Annotated in this window: 15 protein-coding genes and 1 tRNA gene; 7 read left to right on the top strand and 9 right to left on the bottom strand. The window is 64.8% G+C overall.

Translation table 11 applies throughout. The features are described from left to right. Positions 1–2: 2 nt before the first annotated feature. The 4 genes from NGM29_RS08595 to NGM29_RS08580 are packed head-to-tail and all read right to left on the bottom strand — an operon-like array spanning position 3 to position 2,923. Positions 3–257, bottom strand: a complete 255-nt coding sequence (locus NGM29_RS08595; RefSeq protein ID WP_254160175.1) for a 50S ribosomal protein L23 — start codon at positions 255–257, stop codon at positions 3–5. Next, entirely contained in the window at positions 254–1,006 is a 753-nt protein-coding gene (gene rpl4p, locus NGM29_RS08590; protein ID WP_254160173.1) for a 50S ribosomal protein L4, read from the bottom strand. Before rpl4p ends, NGM29_RS08595 begins: the two co-directional genes overlap by 4 nt. An 11-nt stretch (positions 1,007–1,017) precedes the next feature. Next, positions 1,018–2,037 carry a 50S ribosomal protein L3 gene (locus tag NGM29_RS08585; protein WP_254160172.1) on the bottom strand — a complete coding sequence of 340 codons (1,020 nt, stop codon included), beginning with the start codon at positions 2,035–2,037 and terminating at the stop codon, positions 1,018–1,020. Between the two features lie 4 nt (positions 2,038–2,041). Further along, complete coding sequence (locus NGM29_RS08580) at positions 2,042–2,923, bottom strand: putative RNA uridine N3 methyltransferase (protein WP_254160171.1); 882 nt, start codon at positions 2,921–2,923, stop codon at positions 2,042–2,044. Positions 2,924–3,193: 270 nt separating this feature from the next. On the opposite strand from NGM29_RS08580, the gene NGM29_RS08575 reads away from it, so the two are divergent. The 3 genes from NGM29_RS08575 to NGM29_RS08565 all read left to right on the top strand — a co-directional run bounded on the left by NGM29_RS08575 (position 3,194) and on the right by NGM29_RS08565 (position 5,829). Then, positions 3,194–5,107 (top strand): polysaccharide deacetylase family protein, encoded by a 1,914-nt coding sequence (locus NGM29_RS08575; RefSeq protein WP_254160169.1) that lies wholly within the window; start codon positions 3,194–3,196, stop codon positions 5,105–5,107. Between the two features lie 151 nt (positions 5,108–5,258). Next, positions 5,259–5,329 (top strand) — tRNA-Gly (locus tag NGM29_RS08570). 320 nt (positions 5,330–5,649) lie between these two features. Then, entirely contained in the window at positions 5,650–5,829 is a 180-nt protein-coding gene (locus tag NGM29_RS08565; RefSeq protein ID WP_254160167.1) for a glycine zipper domain-containing protein, read from the top strand. A gap of 75 nt (positions 5,830–5,904) precedes the next feature. Here the strand turns inward: NGM29_RS08565 and NGM29_RS08560 are convergent, their stop codons facing one another. Continuing rightward, a complete protein-coding gene (locus NGM29_RS08560; RefSeq protein ID WP_254160165.1) occupies positions 5,905–8,031 on the bottom strand; it encodes a PQQ-dependent sugar dehydrogenase in 2,127 nt (708 codons plus the stop codon). Between the two features lie 443 nt (positions 8,032–8,474). On the opposite strand from NGM29_RS08560, the gene NGM29_RS08555 reads away from it, so the two are divergent. The 3 genes from NGM29_RS08555 to NGM29_RS08545 all read left to right on the top strand — a co-directional run bounded on the left by NGM29_RS08555 (position 8,475) and on the right by NGM29_RS08545 (position 11,268). Next, positions 8,475–9,611: a cobalamin-independent methionine synthase II family protein gene (locus NGM29_RS08555; RefSeq protein WP_254160163.1), complete on the top strand. Its 1,137-nt coding sequence runs from the start codon at positions 8,475–8,477 to the stop codon at positions 9,609–9,611. A gap of 248 nt (positions 9,612–9,859) precedes the next feature. Continuing rightward, on the top strand, positions 9,860–10,699 hold the full coding sequence (locus NGM29_RS08550) for a VOC family protein (protein WP_254160161.1): 840 nt from the start codon (positions 9,860–9,862) through the stop codon (positions 10,697–10,699). Positions 10,700–10,815: 116 nt separating this feature from the next. Then, positions 10,816–11,268, top strand: coding sequence for a response regulator (locus NGM29_RS08545; protein WP_254160159.1), 453 nt, complete (start codon positions 10,816–10,818; stop codon positions 11,266–11,268). Positions 11,269–11,468: 200 nt separating this feature from the next. Here the strand turns inward: NGM29_RS08545 and NGM29_RS08540 are convergent, their stop codons facing one another. Next, positions 11,469–12,110, bottom strand: a complete 642-nt coding sequence (locus NGM29_RS08540; RefSeq protein WP_254160157.1) for a DUF7504 family protein — start codon at positions 12,108–12,110, stop codon at positions 11,469–11,471. A 225-nt stretch (positions 12,111–12,335) separates the two neighbouring features. Here NGM29_RS08540 and moaA point away from each other — a divergent pair, with 225 nt between their 5' ends. Beyond that, the gene (gene moaA, locus NGM29_RS08535) at positions 12,336–13,319 is read left to right on the top strand and encodes a GTP 3',8-cyclase MoaA (protein WP_254160155.1); all 984 of its coding nucleotides are present in this window, start codon (positions 12,336–12,338) and stop codon (positions 13,317–13,319) included. Positions 13,320–13,376: 57 nt separating this feature from the next. Here moaA and NGM29_RS08530 read toward each other — a convergent pair whose 3' ends face one another. The 3 genes from NGM29_RS08530 to NGM29_RS08520 are packed head-to-tail and all read right to left on the bottom strand — an operon-like array spanning position 13,377 to position 16,791. Then, a complete protein-coding gene (locus tag NGM29_RS08530) occupies positions 13,377–13,871 on the bottom strand; it encodes a DUF7519 family protein (RefSeq protein ID WP_254160153.1) in 495 nt (164 codons plus the stop codon). Continuing rightward, positions 13,868–15,835: a DUF58 domain-containing protein gene (locus NGM29_RS08525; protein ID WP_254160151.1), complete on the bottom strand. Its 1,968-nt coding sequence runs from the start codon at positions 15,833–15,835 to the stop codon at positions 13,868–13,870. Before NGM29_RS08525 ends, NGM29_RS08530 begins: the two co-directional genes overlap by 4 nt. Continuing rightward, positions 15,832–16,791 (bottom strand): DUF4129 domain-containing protein, encoded by a 960-nt coding sequence (locus NGM29_RS08520; RefSeq protein WP_254160149.1) that lies wholly within the window; start codon positions 16,789–16,791, stop codon positions 15,832–15,834. Before NGM29_RS08520 ends, NGM29_RS08525 begins: the two co-directional genes overlap by 4 nt. Positions 16,792–16,885 lie beyond the last annotated feature (94 nt).

Below are 16,885 nucleotides of genomic sequence, written 5' to 3'. Positions count from 1 at the left end.
GCTCAGAACACCCCGATTCGTGAGGCGACTTCCTGGGCGTCGTCGTCCTCGCCCAGCGTCACCGTTGCCTTCTTCGTGCCGTCCATGGTGATCTGTGTGTTCACGTTCGCGACCTCGACGTCGAAGCGCTCCTCGATGGCGTCACGGATCTTGGGTTTCGAGGCGTCGACGTGCACGAGGAACTGGAGCTTGTTCTCGAAGTCCATGTCGTTCATGGCCTTCTCGGTCACGAGGGGGTGTTCGATGATTCCGCTCATCGGTCGGCCACCTCCTCGAGTGCGCTCTCGGTCCAGACGGTCAGTCGACCGGCCTGGGTGCCCGGTGCGAGGTCCTCGGCGTTGACCTCGGCGGCGGTCGCCACGTCGGCACCCGCGAGGTTGCGGGCGCCACGCGAGGGACCGGCCTCGCTCGAGGTCACGAAGAGAATCGACTTGGGCTGTTTGTGCTTGCGACCGCGGAGCTTCCCCTGCCCCGAGCGGACGCTGCGTCCGTCGTCGGCGCGCTGGATGTCTGCATCGACGCCGGCGGCCTCGAGGAAGGAGACGACCTCCTTCGTCTTCACGAGGTCCTCGAAGTCGTCGCTGACGACCAGCGGAAGTTCGGCGTCGTCGTCGAAGGCGTGTCCGCGCTCGGCGACAATCTCGGCGTCGGCCGTCGCGGCGATGGCGCTTCGGGTCGCGAGCTTGCGCTCTTTCTTGTTGATCGATTCGCCCTGGTCCTTCTCGGCCTTCGGCGGGTGGGCCCGTCGTCCCTTGACGGCCTGCGGGACGCGGCGAGCGCGTCCGTTCTGCCGGGGTACGTGGGCCATCCCGCGACCGCTACCGAACGATTCGGCGGGGGTACGCATCCCGGCGAACTCGTCGGCACCGTAAGCCTGTTTTCGGTTTGCCTGTGCGACGCGGACCGCGCGGGCGATCAGGTCCGGGCGGTACTCCGTCTCGAAGACCGCCGGGAGCTCGACCTCCCCCGCGTCTGCGCCGTCCAGGTCTCGTACTGTTGCGTTCATGTGTTGCTAGTTCACCCCTGGTTGGATGCGGTGGAGACGTAGCGCACCTCGGGATCGAGACGCGGCTGGTCTCCGGGTCGAATCGCCGGGCGGAAGCGCACGAGGCGCTTGTTTGGCCCGGGGAGCGAGCCCTTGATCAACGCGTGCGGGCCGTCGACCTCGCCGTAGTTGACGAAGCCGCCGTCGACCGTCGCGTCGTCGCCGTCGCCGATGTCGACGAGGCGCTTGTTGAGCTCGGTCCGCTGGTGGTACCCGGTCTGACCTTGCTGGGGGACCGTCGAGCGGACGCGGCTCGGGTTCCAGGGACCGAGGTTCCCGATGCGGCGGCGCCATCCCTGCCGGGCGTGCTTGCCCTTGCGCTTCTGGACGCCCCATCGCTTGACGGGACCCTGGGTACCTTTCCCCTTGGTGACGCCGCTGGCGTCGACGTACTCGCCGGCGCGGAACACGTCGTTCATGACGTGCTCGCCGCCCTCGGCGATCGTCTCGAGCGCGAAGTCGACGCGGTCCTCGACGGAGCCGCCGCCGACGCGCGTTTCCATGACGTCGGGTTTCTTCTTGGGAACCGAGGGGATCGAACCGGGGACGGTGTGGGTGATGACGCGAACGTCGTCGACCCGACCGGCCTCGAGTTCCTCGCGGAACTCGTCTTCGGCGGCCTCGGCGTCGTACTCGTCGCCGGGGACGTCGAGGACGCGCTCGAGTTCGTCGACGAACTCGGTGGTCCAGACCTCGGTAATCGGTTGCTGTCCATACGGTGTGTTCTCGTACGCACGCAGGGCGACGGCGCGCATCGGCGGCGTCTCCACGATGGTTACGGGAACGGTCTGTTCCATTCCCTCGGTCGGCGAGTTAGCGGTGTCGTCGACCATAACCACGTGGGTCATGCCGGCCTTGTAGCCCGCGAAGCCCTGGAGCGTTGGCTGTCCGTCGTCGTCCGGCCACGAGGAAAAGCGTGGGACCTCGCTGGTCGCCCGCTTTCGTGGGCCGAACCCGAGTGAGCCTTTGCGTGGTGCGTTTGGTTGTGGCATTCTATCACGCTCTCAGTGAGAGGGGGGCGAGGGTGGCGAACAGAGCCTCCTCCGTTCGCACGACCGCGCTCCCCTGGTTCGGAACCGTATTGAGCCAGAGGTCGAACCCCGTTTCCGTGCGCAGATCGCTGGGTTCGACGTTTGCGTCGTCCTCGGTATCGGCGTAGGCGGCCTCGATGGCCCCCTGGTCGATACCGAGGATGTCCGGCAACCCTCTCTCGGGTGCGCCGAAGGCGACGGTCATCCCGTCCCGTTCGACGCGTCCGGCCAGCGTCTCGAGGCGTCCCACGGTGAGCGGTTCACCATATCGGGAGGCCGCGATACGAACGCCGGCGTCCTCACGGCCGAGTGCTGCCGGGAGGTCCGTCCGCTCGACGGCGAACCCCGGTGAGGGTTCGTCGACGAGTTTCGCCCGGACCGGTCGTCGCGAAGAGATCCTGACGGTCACGCGCTCTCCCTCGCCGACCTCCATTCCGGGAGGCGTGTTGAGGGAGATCGGGTGTTGCAGTCCGCAATTGACCCGGACGCGCCCTTCAGGTCCGACCTCGGTCACGATTCCTTGTCTTGTCGACCCCGAACCGTTCGATTCGGAGCCGGTCTGTGACGGGGCACGGAGCGGCGGTAAGACGCCCACGGCCTCCAGTTCGTCCCGCTTGCCCCAGGCCTCCTTTCGGAGGTAAGGGGGGGTCGCGGCGTACCGCAAGACGGTTTCGACGAACCCGTCGCCAAATCGCCCGTCGTCGCCCCCTGGATCGGGGTAGACGATCAGGCGATCGGCCCGGAAGATAGTCGCCGCACGGGCGACGTATCCGAGTTTGCGAGTGGCCTCGCGTTTGTCCTCGGCTTCCCGGCTGAGTGACGACGGCACGAGCACGCTGACGGTCATACCGCGACTTCGGCGCCTCGTCACTAGACTGTAGCGATGTGTTACGGACAGTGTCTTAAAAGGGTAGCGGATTCGATTCCCGGCTGTGAGCGGTTCGCAGGGCAGAATTCGTGACACTTGGGCACACAAAATGGTCGCGAGAACGCGGTAATTGCTACCGGGTTCGGCGGGCTTAGCGAGAGGGAAAGGTCGGTCCTTATCCGTGAAACGGTTGGATTTCATTCATTATATCCTCCATTAAGAAGGTCCCCGGTCCCAGACGGTGACCCAATGCAACCGTCATCCCGACGCAAACTGTTGGCTGCACTGGGCGCAGGCTCGGCATCGTTCGCTGGCTGTCTGGATATGATCCCTGGCGGCGACCCAAGAGACGGGAACGGAAATGGAAACGGAACCTCGGGCAACGGCAACGGGAACGGCGACAGCGATCGAACCGGGAACGGCGACGACGACGGTGGCAACATCGCGTGGCCCGCGATCGAAACTGGCGAACCCATCGACACCTTCGAGAATCTCGAGCACTGGCGGACGACGGAAGGGACGATCGAGGCCGCACCTGACGAGGCCAGAACGGGGTCGCAGGCGGCGGTCCTCGAGAGCGACTCGAGTCAGGTCATCGCTACGACGCCATTCCCGGATCGGCTCGACCTCGGCGGTTACGACGTCTCGCTGGCGGTCAAGGTGGAGTCAGCTAACCGGGTCGCCCTCGAGGTCGAAACCGGCAGCCGTGACAACCGACTGAAGAGCATCCGCGTGGTCCCTGGCGGGTACGAAGGCTGGCTCCGCATCGACTTCGGATACGGCCAGAAGTACGGCGAACTCGACCTTCCGAACGTCACCCGGCTAAACATCATCGGGTACGGCCCCGAGGACGGACCCACGCGACTTGTGGTCGACGACCTCCGGAAGAAGCAGGGCGTCGACAACGGCAAGGCAATCCTGGCGTTCTACGGCGGCCACCGTACCCAGTACGAGCGCGCCGCGCCGATGCTCGAAGAACGCGGCTGGTCTGCAGCAGTCGCCGTCGATCCCGAACAGATCGGCGGGCGCAGCCAGATGTCGCTCGAGCAACTCGAGGAACTGCGGGACCAGGGCTGGGACGTCTGTGCCTATCCCGTAAGCCAGGGTGCGCTTCCGGAGATGCCAATCGAGCGCCAGAAGCGCGTCCTCGAAGTCACCCGAACCGCGCTCGAAGAGCGGGGCTTCGAAAAGGGCGCCCGGCACTTCGTCGTCCCGGAGGATAGGATGACCCAGGAGACTCACAAGGCACTCCGCGAGCACTACGAGTCGGGGCTGCTGTTCGGCGGCGGACCGACCAGTGGCAATCCGACCTCCATTCACACCCTCCCACAGATCTGGGGGCCGGCCCTTCACGAGGGCGTTCGCCGTCATATCAACAACGTCGACCAGTGGAACCAGCTCTCCATCCTTCGCATTCCGCGGATCGTCGAGGGCGAATCGACCTCGAACAGCATGTCGATCGACGACCTGGAGCACTTGCTCAACCACATCGAACAGCGTGGTCTCGATGTCGTGACGCTGTCAGACGTGGTCGACGGCAACCTGAGTGGCGGTGACGACGGCGGCGACGGTGACGGCGAAGAAGACGAAACCGCCGAACGGCCGGAGGGAACGATCTTCGAGAGCGGCCGCTCGCTCTCCTTCGATGGGGATGGTTCGGCGACGTCGGACTCGTTCGACCTCTCGGAAGGAATTCTCGTGGGAGACTTCTCTGCCGACGGCGAGTTCGTCGCCAGGCTCCAGTCGAGCGACGACAACCTGGCTGACAACCTGCTGGCACAGACCGCCGGCGGTGCCGATGGCGAATCGATGATGGTCGTCGGCGGGGGCTCCTACGAACTCGAGGTCGAGGCCGACGGCGAGTGGGAGATTGACCTCGATCAACCCGAAGTTCACGCCGACGACCTGACCGACATCCCGACCTCGGCGTCCGGAACGGGGCCGTCGTTCGTCGGCCCGCTGTGGACCGAAAAGGACCTCAGCGTCGATGGCAGTTACAGCGGGGACGGGTCGGTCATCGTGGACGGCTGGGGAGTCGACGGCAGCTGGGAACAACTGGTGAACCAGAGCGGGGAGTTCCAGGGCTCGCGGTCGTACGACGCCGCCAACGTCTGCTGGATCGACATCGAGGCCGACGGCGACTGGTCGTTCGAGATCAAGTGAGCCAACGCCGTCGCCGCGAGCCTCGAGGGTGTTTATCGAGTCGGTAAATCGCCGTCCGGGCGCGCGGTGTGAGTCGTGCAGTCGTAGCCCACACCCCTCCCAATTCGCAACCCTTATACACCCTTGCCGGTGTAGGTGAGAGTGCAACCGGGCGCTGGTAGTGTAGTGGTATCACGTGACCTTGCCATGGTCACAACCTGGGTTCAAATCCCAGCCAGCGCACTTCTACGGAGAACAATACCGACGAGCACCGCGTAGCGTGTGCTCGCCATCCGCCATCGGTGAGCCGTGAAGTCACCCGAAGATTTGAATCAGACCGAGAGGTTCTGTGAGCGTCGCGAACAGGTTCTCGAGCGTGGTTCAAATCCCAGTCAGTACATTTTCACTGAATCAATCTGACGAGCGTAGCGAGTCGCTCGGGGCTCAGGGCGAAAAACGTACTTCTCCCCGAGAGTTCGTTCAGTCCGAGAGGTCCAATTCGCACAACCGCTTTCCGTACGTTCAGCGATAGTATTATCTCCAGATACAGCGAGTATGTCCTCATGGCTTCCAGAGACGGAGAGGACGAGTCCCGACGAGCGCCCGGGACGGGGATGTCGATCGGGCTCGTACTCGGCGTCGCCATCGGCGTCGCGATGGACGAGTTGGCTATCGGGATCGCTCTCGGAATCGTCCTCGGTGCGGGCATCGACGCCGGCTGGCCGGAAAATCAGCAGTCGTAGATCTTCCATCGGCTCGAGTGGGAGCGAGGAGAACGCCTCTTCGAGCCGTATTGGTGCGAGTCGGTTCGTTGCTGATTACGTCTCGTTGTCGGTTTCGTTACCGTCAGTTTCGTTGTTATCTGTTTCGTTGCTGTCAGTCCCGTCACCCTGGTCTTCATCTTCATCCTGCGTGTCCTCGGTCGCCTCCTCGTCCGACTCCTGTTCGTCAGCCCCATCCTCGGATACCGAGATGTCGTCTCCCTCGCCCGATGGCACGATCTTCATGACGACTCCCGTGTCGCCCGACGGCACACCCTCTCGATTTGCGAGGACGTAGACGTTACCGTCGCCGTCCTGGCCGAACTGCCGAACGAAGTAGGGGAAGGAACCGTCGTCGGTCCCCGAGACCTGGAGTTCTTCCATCTCCCAGAGTTCGTCACGGGGTATGGCCTCGACGTCCTCTTCCCCGCCGTCAGCATCGTCGCTCGAGTTGGTATCCGCCGTCTCGTTGTCGTCCGAACCCCCGTCGTCGCCCGAACCCCCGTCGTCGTCGGTAGGCTCTGACGCCGCGAGGAGTCGACCCGCCGGCGCCTGGCGAGCCGGATCGGACGTCCAGTCGCCGAAGACGTACTTGCCCTGTAACTCCTCGAGCTGGTCGGCCTCGTACACGTGGCCGCCGATAATCGTGATCCCGACCGTCTCGCCCTCGTACACGTGGGGGTATTCGACGATCGGATCCTGCAGTTCCTGGCCGTTGTACGGCGGTTCGTCGGGAGCGGCGTCCGGACAGTCTGCGGGCGGATCGCTCGGGCTATCCGTACTGAAGCAGTGGGTCCCCTCCTTGACGTTCCAGCCGTAGTTGCCGCCGGCTTCGACGAGGTTCGCCTCCTCGTAGAGGTCCTGCCCGGCGTCGGAAACGAACAGTCGCCCGTCGCTGTCGAACGAGATGCCGAACGGGTTCCGGAACCCCCACGCGTAGTACTCGTCGATGGCATCGTCCACGTCGACCAGGGGATTGTCGTCCGGGATGGCGTAGGGTTTGTCGTCGCTCTCCGCGTCGACGTCGATCCGATGGATGCCACCGAGGAGGGTATCGGTGACGTTCTGTCCGTTACCGCCGGCGTTCTCGTCGTACCAGTCCTCGAGGTGGCCCTCCATGTCGTCGTTCGCGCCGCCGCCGTCGCCCATCGGGACGTACAGGTAGCCGTCAGGTCCGAAGGCCATCGGACCCGCGTCGTGGTTGTACTGCGGTTTCTGGAACTCCAGGAGGACGGTCTCCGAGTCCGGGTCGGCTTCACTCCGGTCGCCCGACGCGTGGAACTCCGAGATGACTTCGACGTGGCTCCAGCCCTCGGGCGTCTCGTCGTTCGGCGGCGCGCTGTAGTGAACGAAGAAGCGACAGTTCTCGGCGAAGTTCGGGTGGACCTCCACGCCGAGGAGACCCCGTTCGTCGTAGTCCTGGTTCGGATCGGCGTACGATCCTTCGAACGTCCCGAGTTCGACCAGCCGGTCGCTCACGTCGAGGAACGGTTCCTCTCGCCGTCCGTCGCCGTCGACGAGCCATAGTTCGCCCGTTTGATCGGCGACGAGGTACTGGTCCTGGTCCTGGTCCTGACCCCCACCGATCACGGCAAAGTCGGTCGGCGCCGTCATCCCCTCCGCGACCGACTGGAGCCCGATTTCGGCCCCCGGATCGAAGAACGCCGGTACCTCGCCGTCTTCCGACTCGTCACCTGTTTCGTCGTCGGTTTCACCGTCGATCGAGACCTCCCCGCGCATCGTTCCTGCGTGCGGTTCGCAGTAGTACTCCGCCATCTCGCTCGTCGCCTCGAACTCGAGCGTCTGGGTCTCCCCTTCCTCGGCCAGGAGTTCGGTGCGCTCGAGTTCCTCGCCGTCGCCGTCGACGATGACGATGTTGTGCGCCTGGCCGTCGAGGTTCTCCCACGTGAGTTCGTACGTCGTCCCCTCCTCGAGTTCCAGCGTTGGGTTGGTTTCGCCTTCGATTTCGTCCGGAGCGACTCCTTGCCATCCGCTGGTCTCACCCCCGAGTTCGATCGTCTCGCTCTCCTGGGCGAGCGTCGAGTTACCGATTGCGGCGAGGCCACCCGCAGCGGCGGTCGCCTGGAGCAGTCGTCGCCGCGTGGTCGGCCACCAGCGAGAGTTCCCGGTCCCGGATTCGTACGGACGAGTGGTTCGCTCGTCGTCGCCTGGCTGTTCGTTCATAACGCTCGAGACGGCGATAGACGAATGGATAAACGCCACCAATCGTTCCCGTAATTTTCTCGCTCAATCGGCTGTTGTTCCTGTACTGTACGAGGGCCACCAGTGGACGCGTCCGTAACGCCGAGTTACCCGGTGCCATCGTCGAACCCGCTCCGTCGCGATTGCGGCGCCCAATAGATCCTCCCGTGGTCGTATTGGACCACTTCGCGCCTCCGGATCGGACGTAACAGCGCGTTTACTTCGAACGCACCGAGTGACTGGTGACGCCGACGGATCGTCGCCGTTGATCGTAGTCGATTTCGCTCTCGAGGACGGCGACGGACTCCCCCTCTCTGGGGGACCGGCCGGCGAAATAGTCGACGGCCTTCCGTACGCCACGCGGACGTCGGAGAAGAGAATATAAACGTGGCTCGAGCACGTTCACGTGACACGAGTGAACGTAGATGTCCAGTGATCTCTCCATCCAGACGACGCACGTCGGAAGCCTTCCCCGGTCGGACGCCCTCCGCGAAGTGTTGCGACGCGACGACGATTCGCGTTCGGAGGCGTTCGAGACCGCCGTCGGCGAGGCGGTCCGCGACGTGGTTCGCAAACAGGCCGAAGCGGGAATCGACGTCGCGAACGACGGCGAACAGAGTCGGCTCGCGTACTCCGTCGACGTGACGAATCGCCTCTCCGGGTACTCGGACCGGTTCGCCGAGCGCGACCTGCCGGCCGACCTCGAGGAGTATCCCGAGTTCGCCGAACACGCGCTGGGTGACATCGACAACATCGGCGGACCGATCGCGACGGGTCCCATCGAGTACGTCGGGGAGGAGGCCCTCGAACGAGACCTGGCTCGCTTCGGCGAGGCGGTCGAGGAGACGGGCGTTTCCTTCAGCGATCGATTCCACACCGCGCCGTCGCCGGGGGCCGTGCTCCGGTTCACCGACTCGACGTATCACGACTCAAACGAGGAGTACATCTTCGACCTCGCGGAGTCGCTCCGGACCGAGTACGAGATTATCGTCGACAGCGGCGCACAGTTACAGATCGACGCGCCGGAACTGCTCGCCGGGTTCACGATCACCTACAAGGACGCCTCGACCGACGAGTTCCGCGACCAGGTCGAAACCTACGTGGAGGCGATCAACGTCGCGCTCGGCGACGTCCCGTCCGACCGCGTTCGACTCCACGCCTGCTGGGGGAACTACCCGGGTCCTCACCACCACGACGTGGCGCTTGGCGACGTCATCGACAAATTCTACGAGGCCGACGTTTCGGGTCTGGTCGTCGAAGGCGCGAATCCCCGGCACAACCACGAGTACCGGACGATCGCAGAGCACCCGCTCCCCGACGACTGGACGCTCGTTCCCGGCGTGATCGACGTGAAGACGAACGTCGTCGAGCACCCCGAGGTCGTCGCGGACCGACTCGAGCGATTCGCCGAGAGCGTCGGCGATCCGTCGCGAATAGTCGCCGGCTGCGATTGCGGTTTCGAGACGGTGATGACCGCGAACCTCGTTTATCCGGCGCTCGTCTGGAAGAAACTCGAGTCGCTGGTCCAGGGTGCGGAACTCGCTTCGAATCGGCTCGCGTGACCAGTCTGGGCCATTGGAGACGTCTCCGGACGATTTCCGCCTCCCGAACGAGCTAGGAGAGTCGGAAGAACCAGACGAACGCACTCCCTCGAGCAACCGCCGGATGACATCGGCGTAACCAGGTGAAACTGGTGTTCGCGAAAGTATATCGGATTCACGCCCGAATATCTAACAGAACATCGTGACAGCCACCAGCCGGATCGACGACCGACGAACACCGCCCGCCGCCGACGAGGATTCCGAATCGCATGACTGACCACCTCCCGGATTCGACGCGCATCGGTCGCACCGCGCTGACCGTCGCGAACCTCGAGGAATCGATCGAGTTCTATCGAGACGTCGTCGGGCTCGTCGTCCGAGCGAACAGCGAGACGGCGGCGACGCTCGGCACCGAGACGGAACCGTTGCTCGAGCTTCGCCGAGACGCCGATGCCACACCACGCAATCGGAGCCAGGCGGGGCTGTTCCACAACGCCTTCGAGGTCGCCTCGAGAGCCGCGCTCGGGGCTGCCCTCGAGCGGATTCGCGACCGGTGGACGCTGAACGGCGCCTCCGACCACTACGTCAGCGAGGCGCTGTACCTCGACGACCCCGACGGCAACGGCGTCGAGATCTACTGCGACCGACCGCAGTCGGCGTGGCCGCGTCGCGACGACGGAACGGTTCGGATCGGCACGATTCCACTGGATCTCGAGGGTGTCGCCGCCGAGTCGGACGGAGCGGCGACCGTTCCCGACGGGACGACGGTCGGTCACGTCCACCTCGAAACGACCTCGCTCGAGGCCGCTCGCGAGTTCTACGTCAATACGCTGGGATTCGAAGTACAGACCGAACTCGACAGAGCCCTGTTCGTCTCGGCGGGCGGCTACCACCACCACCTGGGCGTGAACACGTGGGCCGGTCGATCGCAGCCACGACCGGTGGACGGCCGCGGGCTGGCGTGGTTCGAACTCCTCGTTCCGAGCGCGGCGGCACTCGAGACGATCCACGACCGACTGGTCGCCACCGACGTCTCCGTGACGGACCGTGAGAACGGATTCGAGACTACCGATCCGGACGGAGTCACGGTTCGCGTCGGAATCGCGTGAGCCGTCACGAGCGTACGTCGTCGCTTGCGGTTCTTCCACACGAAATCGACGCGTGTCGGTGCTTACCCCACATGCTTAGGGACCACCTTTAGGCAGGTCTGGAAGAAAGGACGTGTGTGCAGACGTTCAGACCAACGGAGCCCGTCGATATTCTCCTCATCGAGGACAACCCAGGAGACATTCGGCTCACCGAGGAGGCGTTCAAATCGGCTCTGAACGAGGTGCGCTTTCAGATTGCGACGGACGGCGAGGAAGCCGTTCGAATCTTACACGAGTGCCAACAGGACGACGAACGGCCCTTTCCCGATCTGATCTTACTGGACCTGAACCTCCCTCGGCTCGATGGGTTTTCAATTCTCGAGATGCTGAAAGACGACTTCGATCACCCGTCCCCGCCGGTGTTGGTCCTCTCGAGTTCGACGGCCAGAGAAGACATCATCAAATCGTACGAACGGGCCGCCAACGCCTACCTGACCAAACCCGATTCGCCGGACGAGTTCGATTCGATGGTGCGAGCAGTCGAGGATTTCTGGATCGAGTCGGTACAACACCCGCCGATCGAGTCCTGAGGCGGAGGGCTGTCGGCGGTGATCGTCGCGTCCCGTCGCGTCCGCTCACTGTCGACGCTAATCGATCGTCGATACCTGCCGCCGCTTCGCCTCAGAAGGGGTTTTCGGTAGTAGCAGTTTTCGCGCCGTCGTACACAGGGCCGAACTCGAGCGGTAGTCGCAGAGACTCAAGCGTTATCCGCAGAGCGTCGAACTCATACTCACGGCTCGAATTCGACGACGTCGTCGAAGAGATGCGTAAGTGTCATGATCGTCTCCCTGTCGTGGACCGACGAGTCGACGTGGACGTACGCGACGGCGTCGGCCCGACGGATTTCCTCAAGGGTCACGTGCAGGAATCGGAAAGTCATCTCGAGACCTTTGCGCTCAAGCAGCGGTGTGAGTGATTCGAACCAGAGGATGGGGTGCTGGTTCGGGCTCGAGTCTGTGTTCGAGTCCTCGGTTTCACCCTTGCCCTCGTCCCACCGCGAGAGTGCGTCGCCGATCGCGATGCCGATGCCGGTGACGTCCTCGGTACCGACGGTGAGGATGTGCGCCTGGGGGAGTTCCACAGAACTGGTGCCGGCGGTTATCGAACGGGTAACCTCGCCGATGGAGACGATGCTGAATTGACTCGGAAAGTCGCCGATGCGCGACCGCCAGGCGTCCAGTATGGCCTCGGCCGTGTGGACGCGAGAGACGACGACCGTCGGCCGCTCGTCGTCGGCCTTGTCGGTCGGATCGGGAGAACGAATGCCCTCGACGGTGGTAACGATGTCGGACGCGTCCATGGAGGGGCTGACGACAAGTACGCTCGAGCCCGGGTCGTACTGATCGAGCGCTGCCGGAGGAGAACGTCCCATAGGAACCCCTCGTCGGTCCTCGTAATAAAGCGCCCGGCCGTGACAGCCCAGGACGGAGTAAATATTACCACGCCGATCGCCGAGGAATCGGCTGCCTCGTCGATGGTGGTTGCCCGCATGCTCCTGAGGGAAAACTACGCACGCGCCTAAAAAGTAACCACAAGCGGTTACCTCTCGTCCGAATGTACCCTCGAGTTTAAGCGGTTTCGTGCGTAAGACAGTCGCATGCTCACCGACGACTTCGGGCGCGAGGTTTCCGGGGTACGTATCTCGCTCACCGATCGGTGTAACTTCGACTGCATCTACTGTCACAACGAAGGACTGGGGGACACGCGGGGACCGATGGACCCGCGAGAAAACGAGATGGGGACCGACGACGTCGTCCGTTTTCTCGAGGTCGCCGCCGAGTTCGACGTCGAGGCCGTCAAGTTCACCGGCGGCGAGCCGATGTTACGGGACGACCTCGAGGAGATTATCGAGCGGACGCCCGACTCGATGGCCGTCTCGCTGACGACTAACGGTACCTTCCTGCCCGACCGCGCCGAAGCACTCGTCGACGCCGGACTCGAGCGAGTGAACGTCTCCCAGGACGCCCTCGATCCGGAGGCGTTCGCCGCGGTGACGAAGAGCGGGGCCTACGACCGGGTGATCGAGGGCGTCGAGGCGGCACTCGAGGCCGGCCTGGATCCGGTCAAACTCAACATGGTCGTGTTCGAACACACCGCGGGGTACGTCCCGCAGATGGTCGAGCACGTGGCCGAAAACGACGGCCTGCAACTCCAGTTGATCGAGTACATGCCGGAGTTGACCGGCAAGCCCGAGTGGAACGTCGAGATCGAGCGCGTCCACGACTGGCTGGCCGACCAGGCCGAGGCAATCGAACACCGCGAGATGCACGACCGGAAGCGCTACTGGATCGGCCAGGAGGACGGAGACGGTCGCGGGATGGTCGAGATCGTCGATCCCGTCGAGAACCCGACGTTCTGTGCGAACTGCCACCGCGTTCGCGTCACCCACGAGGGGTACCTCAAGGGGTGTCTCAACCGCAACGACGACCTGCGTCCGATGGGCGAGATGACCAGACCCGAGATTCGCGAGGCGTTCCGCGAGGTCGTCGCCAATCGCGTGCCCTACTACGGCGAGTACATGGTCCGGAACGCGAGTGGAGAGTGGGAGCTCAACGACGAATACATCGACGTCGGCGCCTGATTCGCGACTCGTGGAAGAACGCTACTTGGTGCCCTGGCGCAGCCACCAGGACGAACGCTACTTGAGCGCAGCTACGAGGAAGACGACAGCGAGCAACAGCAATACGACGCCGCCAGCGGGCTGTCCGCCGCCGCCGAAGACGTACACGCCGTACCCGAGGGTCGCCGCGACCAGCCCGACCGAGAGACTCGAGACGACGTGGACGCCCTCGAGGCGGCGGGTATCGGTTTCTCGGCCGAGTTGCTCGCCGAGTTCGACGGCGCTCCGGCCGAGGTCCAGGGCGACGAGGGCGGCGATGGCACCGACGACCGTCACTTCGGGGGGCATCCCCTGCAACCCGCTGAGGACGACGGCGACGAACAGCAATCCGGCGCCGGCGTCGGTCGCGTCGGTGATCCCCCATACCAGGCCCGCGACGAGCGAGGCGGTTCCGACGACAGCGAGGACCGCACCGGCTGGCGACCCGACGGCGGTCGCTCCGACGACGATCACCGCGGCGAGAGCCGCCCCGAGGCTCGCGATCAGCGTCGGTCGCCTGGTCAGTTCGTTCATCGGCGACCACCCGCGTTCGCTCGAGCGACCGCCTCGTCGATCGTCTCCGATGGCTCCCAGTCGATCACGGGGACGCCGGCTCGCTGGAGGTCGAACCGCCTGATGCGGCGGGCGACGCGGGCCAGTTGCTGACTGGTCGTCCGTTCGGCCGTTGGATTCGGACTGATGACGGTGAGCGCGTGGCCCCTGGCGTCCAGGCGACGGACGATCCGGGCCGCGGCGGCGTCGCACAGGGGACTGAGGAAGACGATCTGGGTCTCGGCGGCGAGACGGCGACGGATCATCCGCAGCTGTGGTCGCCACTGGGTTTCCTCGTGAGGCGGTTCCGTCGAGAACTGCTCGTGAGACGCGAGCGCCTCGCTGAGCCGAATTCGGTGGTGCTGTCCCGACGAGGGAGCGATCCAGCACGTCTCGCGCAAGTTGAGCCGCCGATTGGCTTCCCGGTTGACGGGGCCGAGCGCGGCTAGCCCGACTGTATCGCCGGCATCGAGCAGTGACGCGGCGATCCGACCGGCCGCTTCGACGGACCGATCGATCGCGTGAGCGGCGTCGGGCTGGTGTGCGAGGTAGGAGGTCTTCCGCGCGTCGATCAACACGAGGACTCGAGCGGCCCGTTCCTCGTGGAATTCGAGGGTTGCGAGTTCGCCCGACCGGGCGTGACGATTCCAGTCGATCCGGTTGAGCGGGTCGTTGCGCCGATACTCGCGAACCGAGTGAAACTGCATCCCCTCCCCCGAGTCGGCGGTCGTCAGCTGACCGGAAAACGCCGCGGCGGCGGGTCTGAGCGGGACCGCGGTCGTGAGCGGCTGGAGCGTCGGTTCGGCGACGATGGCCGTCTCCGTCTCGGTCGTGAGATACGATTCGCGTTCGCTCGAGCGCGAGAGGTCGCGCGTGAGCGCGAGTGCCGGGTCGAACCCGTGTCTGCCGCGGCGGGCCGTGACGGTGTACTCGAGAGTCACCGAGTCGTGGGGGCGAAGCGACGTCCCGAGCCGTGCCGAACCCGACTCGAGTGCGAGTCCCGCGGGAATCCCGTCGACGAACCGGAGATCCGGGACGAACCCGTCCGAGTCGTTGGTGATCGTCACCGTTACCGTCACCTCCTCGCCCGGATCAGGGTGGTCGTCACTGAGCGTGCGCTCGAGGGTGAGGTCGGGGTCTGGGGCGTCCCGAAGGTGGGCGAAGCCAGCGTAGCCGACCCCGACGACGCCGGCGAGGACGGTACCCGGTGACTGGACGACGGCGCCGACGCCGACGGCGAAGAGCGCGAGACCGCCGACGCCCGTCCAGTACCCGGTCTCGCGAATCGACCGTTCGACCCGACCGGTGAACGAGTCCTGGGTCGTCCGTGGGGTGACGTCCTCCAGTTCTTCCGGGTCGTACTGCGGGATCGAGTCGGGCAGTACCTGATCGCCGAGGCCGCCGTACCCGATCGCCGCGATCGAGGCCGCCGTTCGCTGGACGTTCTGCCGGAAGGTCGTCTCGCGGTCGAGTGCAGCCACGACCCGATTCCGGAGGGACGTCTCCGGGGGGTCGAGCTCCGGCGAGAGAAACGCAGCGACGCGTTCGTCGGCCGTCCAGGTGCCCGATTCGATGCGGTCGCGCGCGTCCTCCGTCGAGAGCCCATCGAACCGCGTGAGAACCGCCATCGCAGCCTCACGGAGCCCGTCGACGATGCGTCTCGAGCCGGAGATGAATCCGTAGGAGTCGGTTCGAAACTGAGCGATGGCGCTCGAGAGCGTCCGTCCGGGCACGGGAACGGTCGTCCGGTGTTCGGGATCCGTCGTCGTCGTCAGGTCGCGTTCAGTGCGGCGGCGGCTGAATCCGCTCACTGCGACCAGGATCGCCAGCACGCCTATCAGGCCGATCAGGCTCTGTCCGGCGTTGAAGCTGGTCGCACCGACGAGAACGAACACGCCGGCGAGAAAGGCGAATACGCCGACGACGAGTGGCAGACGGCGGGTCATCGACCGTCACCTCGATCGGTTCGGCCTGCTGCGTCCGTTTCGCCGTACGTCGACTCGATCGATCGCAGGATCGAGACCGCCCGTTCCTCGCGTTCGTCGGTCGTGTCCTCGTGGCCATAGCGAACGGCCTCGAACAGGTCCGTGAGTTCCTCGACATGGTCGCGCTCGAGGCCCGCGTCGATCGCGATGGCCGCGAACTCGCGGGGCGTCGTCGACTCGGGACGGTCGACCTCGAGGAGGTCGGTCATCTCGAGCCAGGCGCGGTAGATCTCGTTGTCGACTCCCGTCGAGGACTCGTCGGCGATTCGATCCGCAGCGCGACCGGCGGCAGCAGCGACCGCCGCTTGTTCGGCGTTTTGCGCGTCCGCCGCGTCCTCGAGTGCCGTGGCATCATCCGTCGACGAGGACCGCTTGCTCGCGACGAGGCCACCGACGAATATCGTCGCGATGACGGCGAGAGCGCCGAGGAGCGGGCCGAAATCGAACGAGGTGTCCGTGCTTTGGGCGTCGCTCCCGGGACTGCCGCTGCCGCCGGAGGTGTTGTTTGGCGGCTCGACCCTGTTGCTCTCGTTCGGGAACTCCGGCGGCGCACCGAGCTCGAGGATGAGATAGGCGAGCGCGAGTAGGACCAGTGCCGCGAGCACCGCGGCAGCTCCCATCTTGACGACCTCGCGCCGGTAGTTGATCAGGTACCAGACCACCACGAGCGCCATAATGATTAGTAACGCGTACACGAGGTACTGGAGAAATGCCGGTGTCGAGCCGGGCTCGCCCGCACCCGAATCGGCGTACGGGTCACCTTCTCCTTCGCCCGGCCCTTCACCGACGCCTTCGCCGGTGCCGACGCCGTCGCTCCCGGGATCGGTGGGCGTGGTTATAGTCGCGGCGACGAGACCGATCGCGACGATCACGAGGAGGGCAACCGCCAGACGGAGGAGCGCTTCTTTGGAAGGCACCGATTGTCAGTCCGTTGTTCCTAGTTCCTAATAAGTCGTAGCATTTCGGTGTGGTAGCACGCGGCGCGAGACTGACGAATCACGGCCTTTCGTT

Source organism: Natronosalvus rutilus (genome assembly GCF_024204665.1).
In the GTDB taxonomy this organism is placed as follows: Archaea; Halobacteriota; Halobacteria; order Halobacteriales; family Natrialbaceae; genus Natronosalvus; species Natronosalvus rutilus.
The sequence above is the reverse complement of the archived record's forward strand: the minus strand, read 5'-3'. Positions and strand labels throughout refer to the sequence as shown.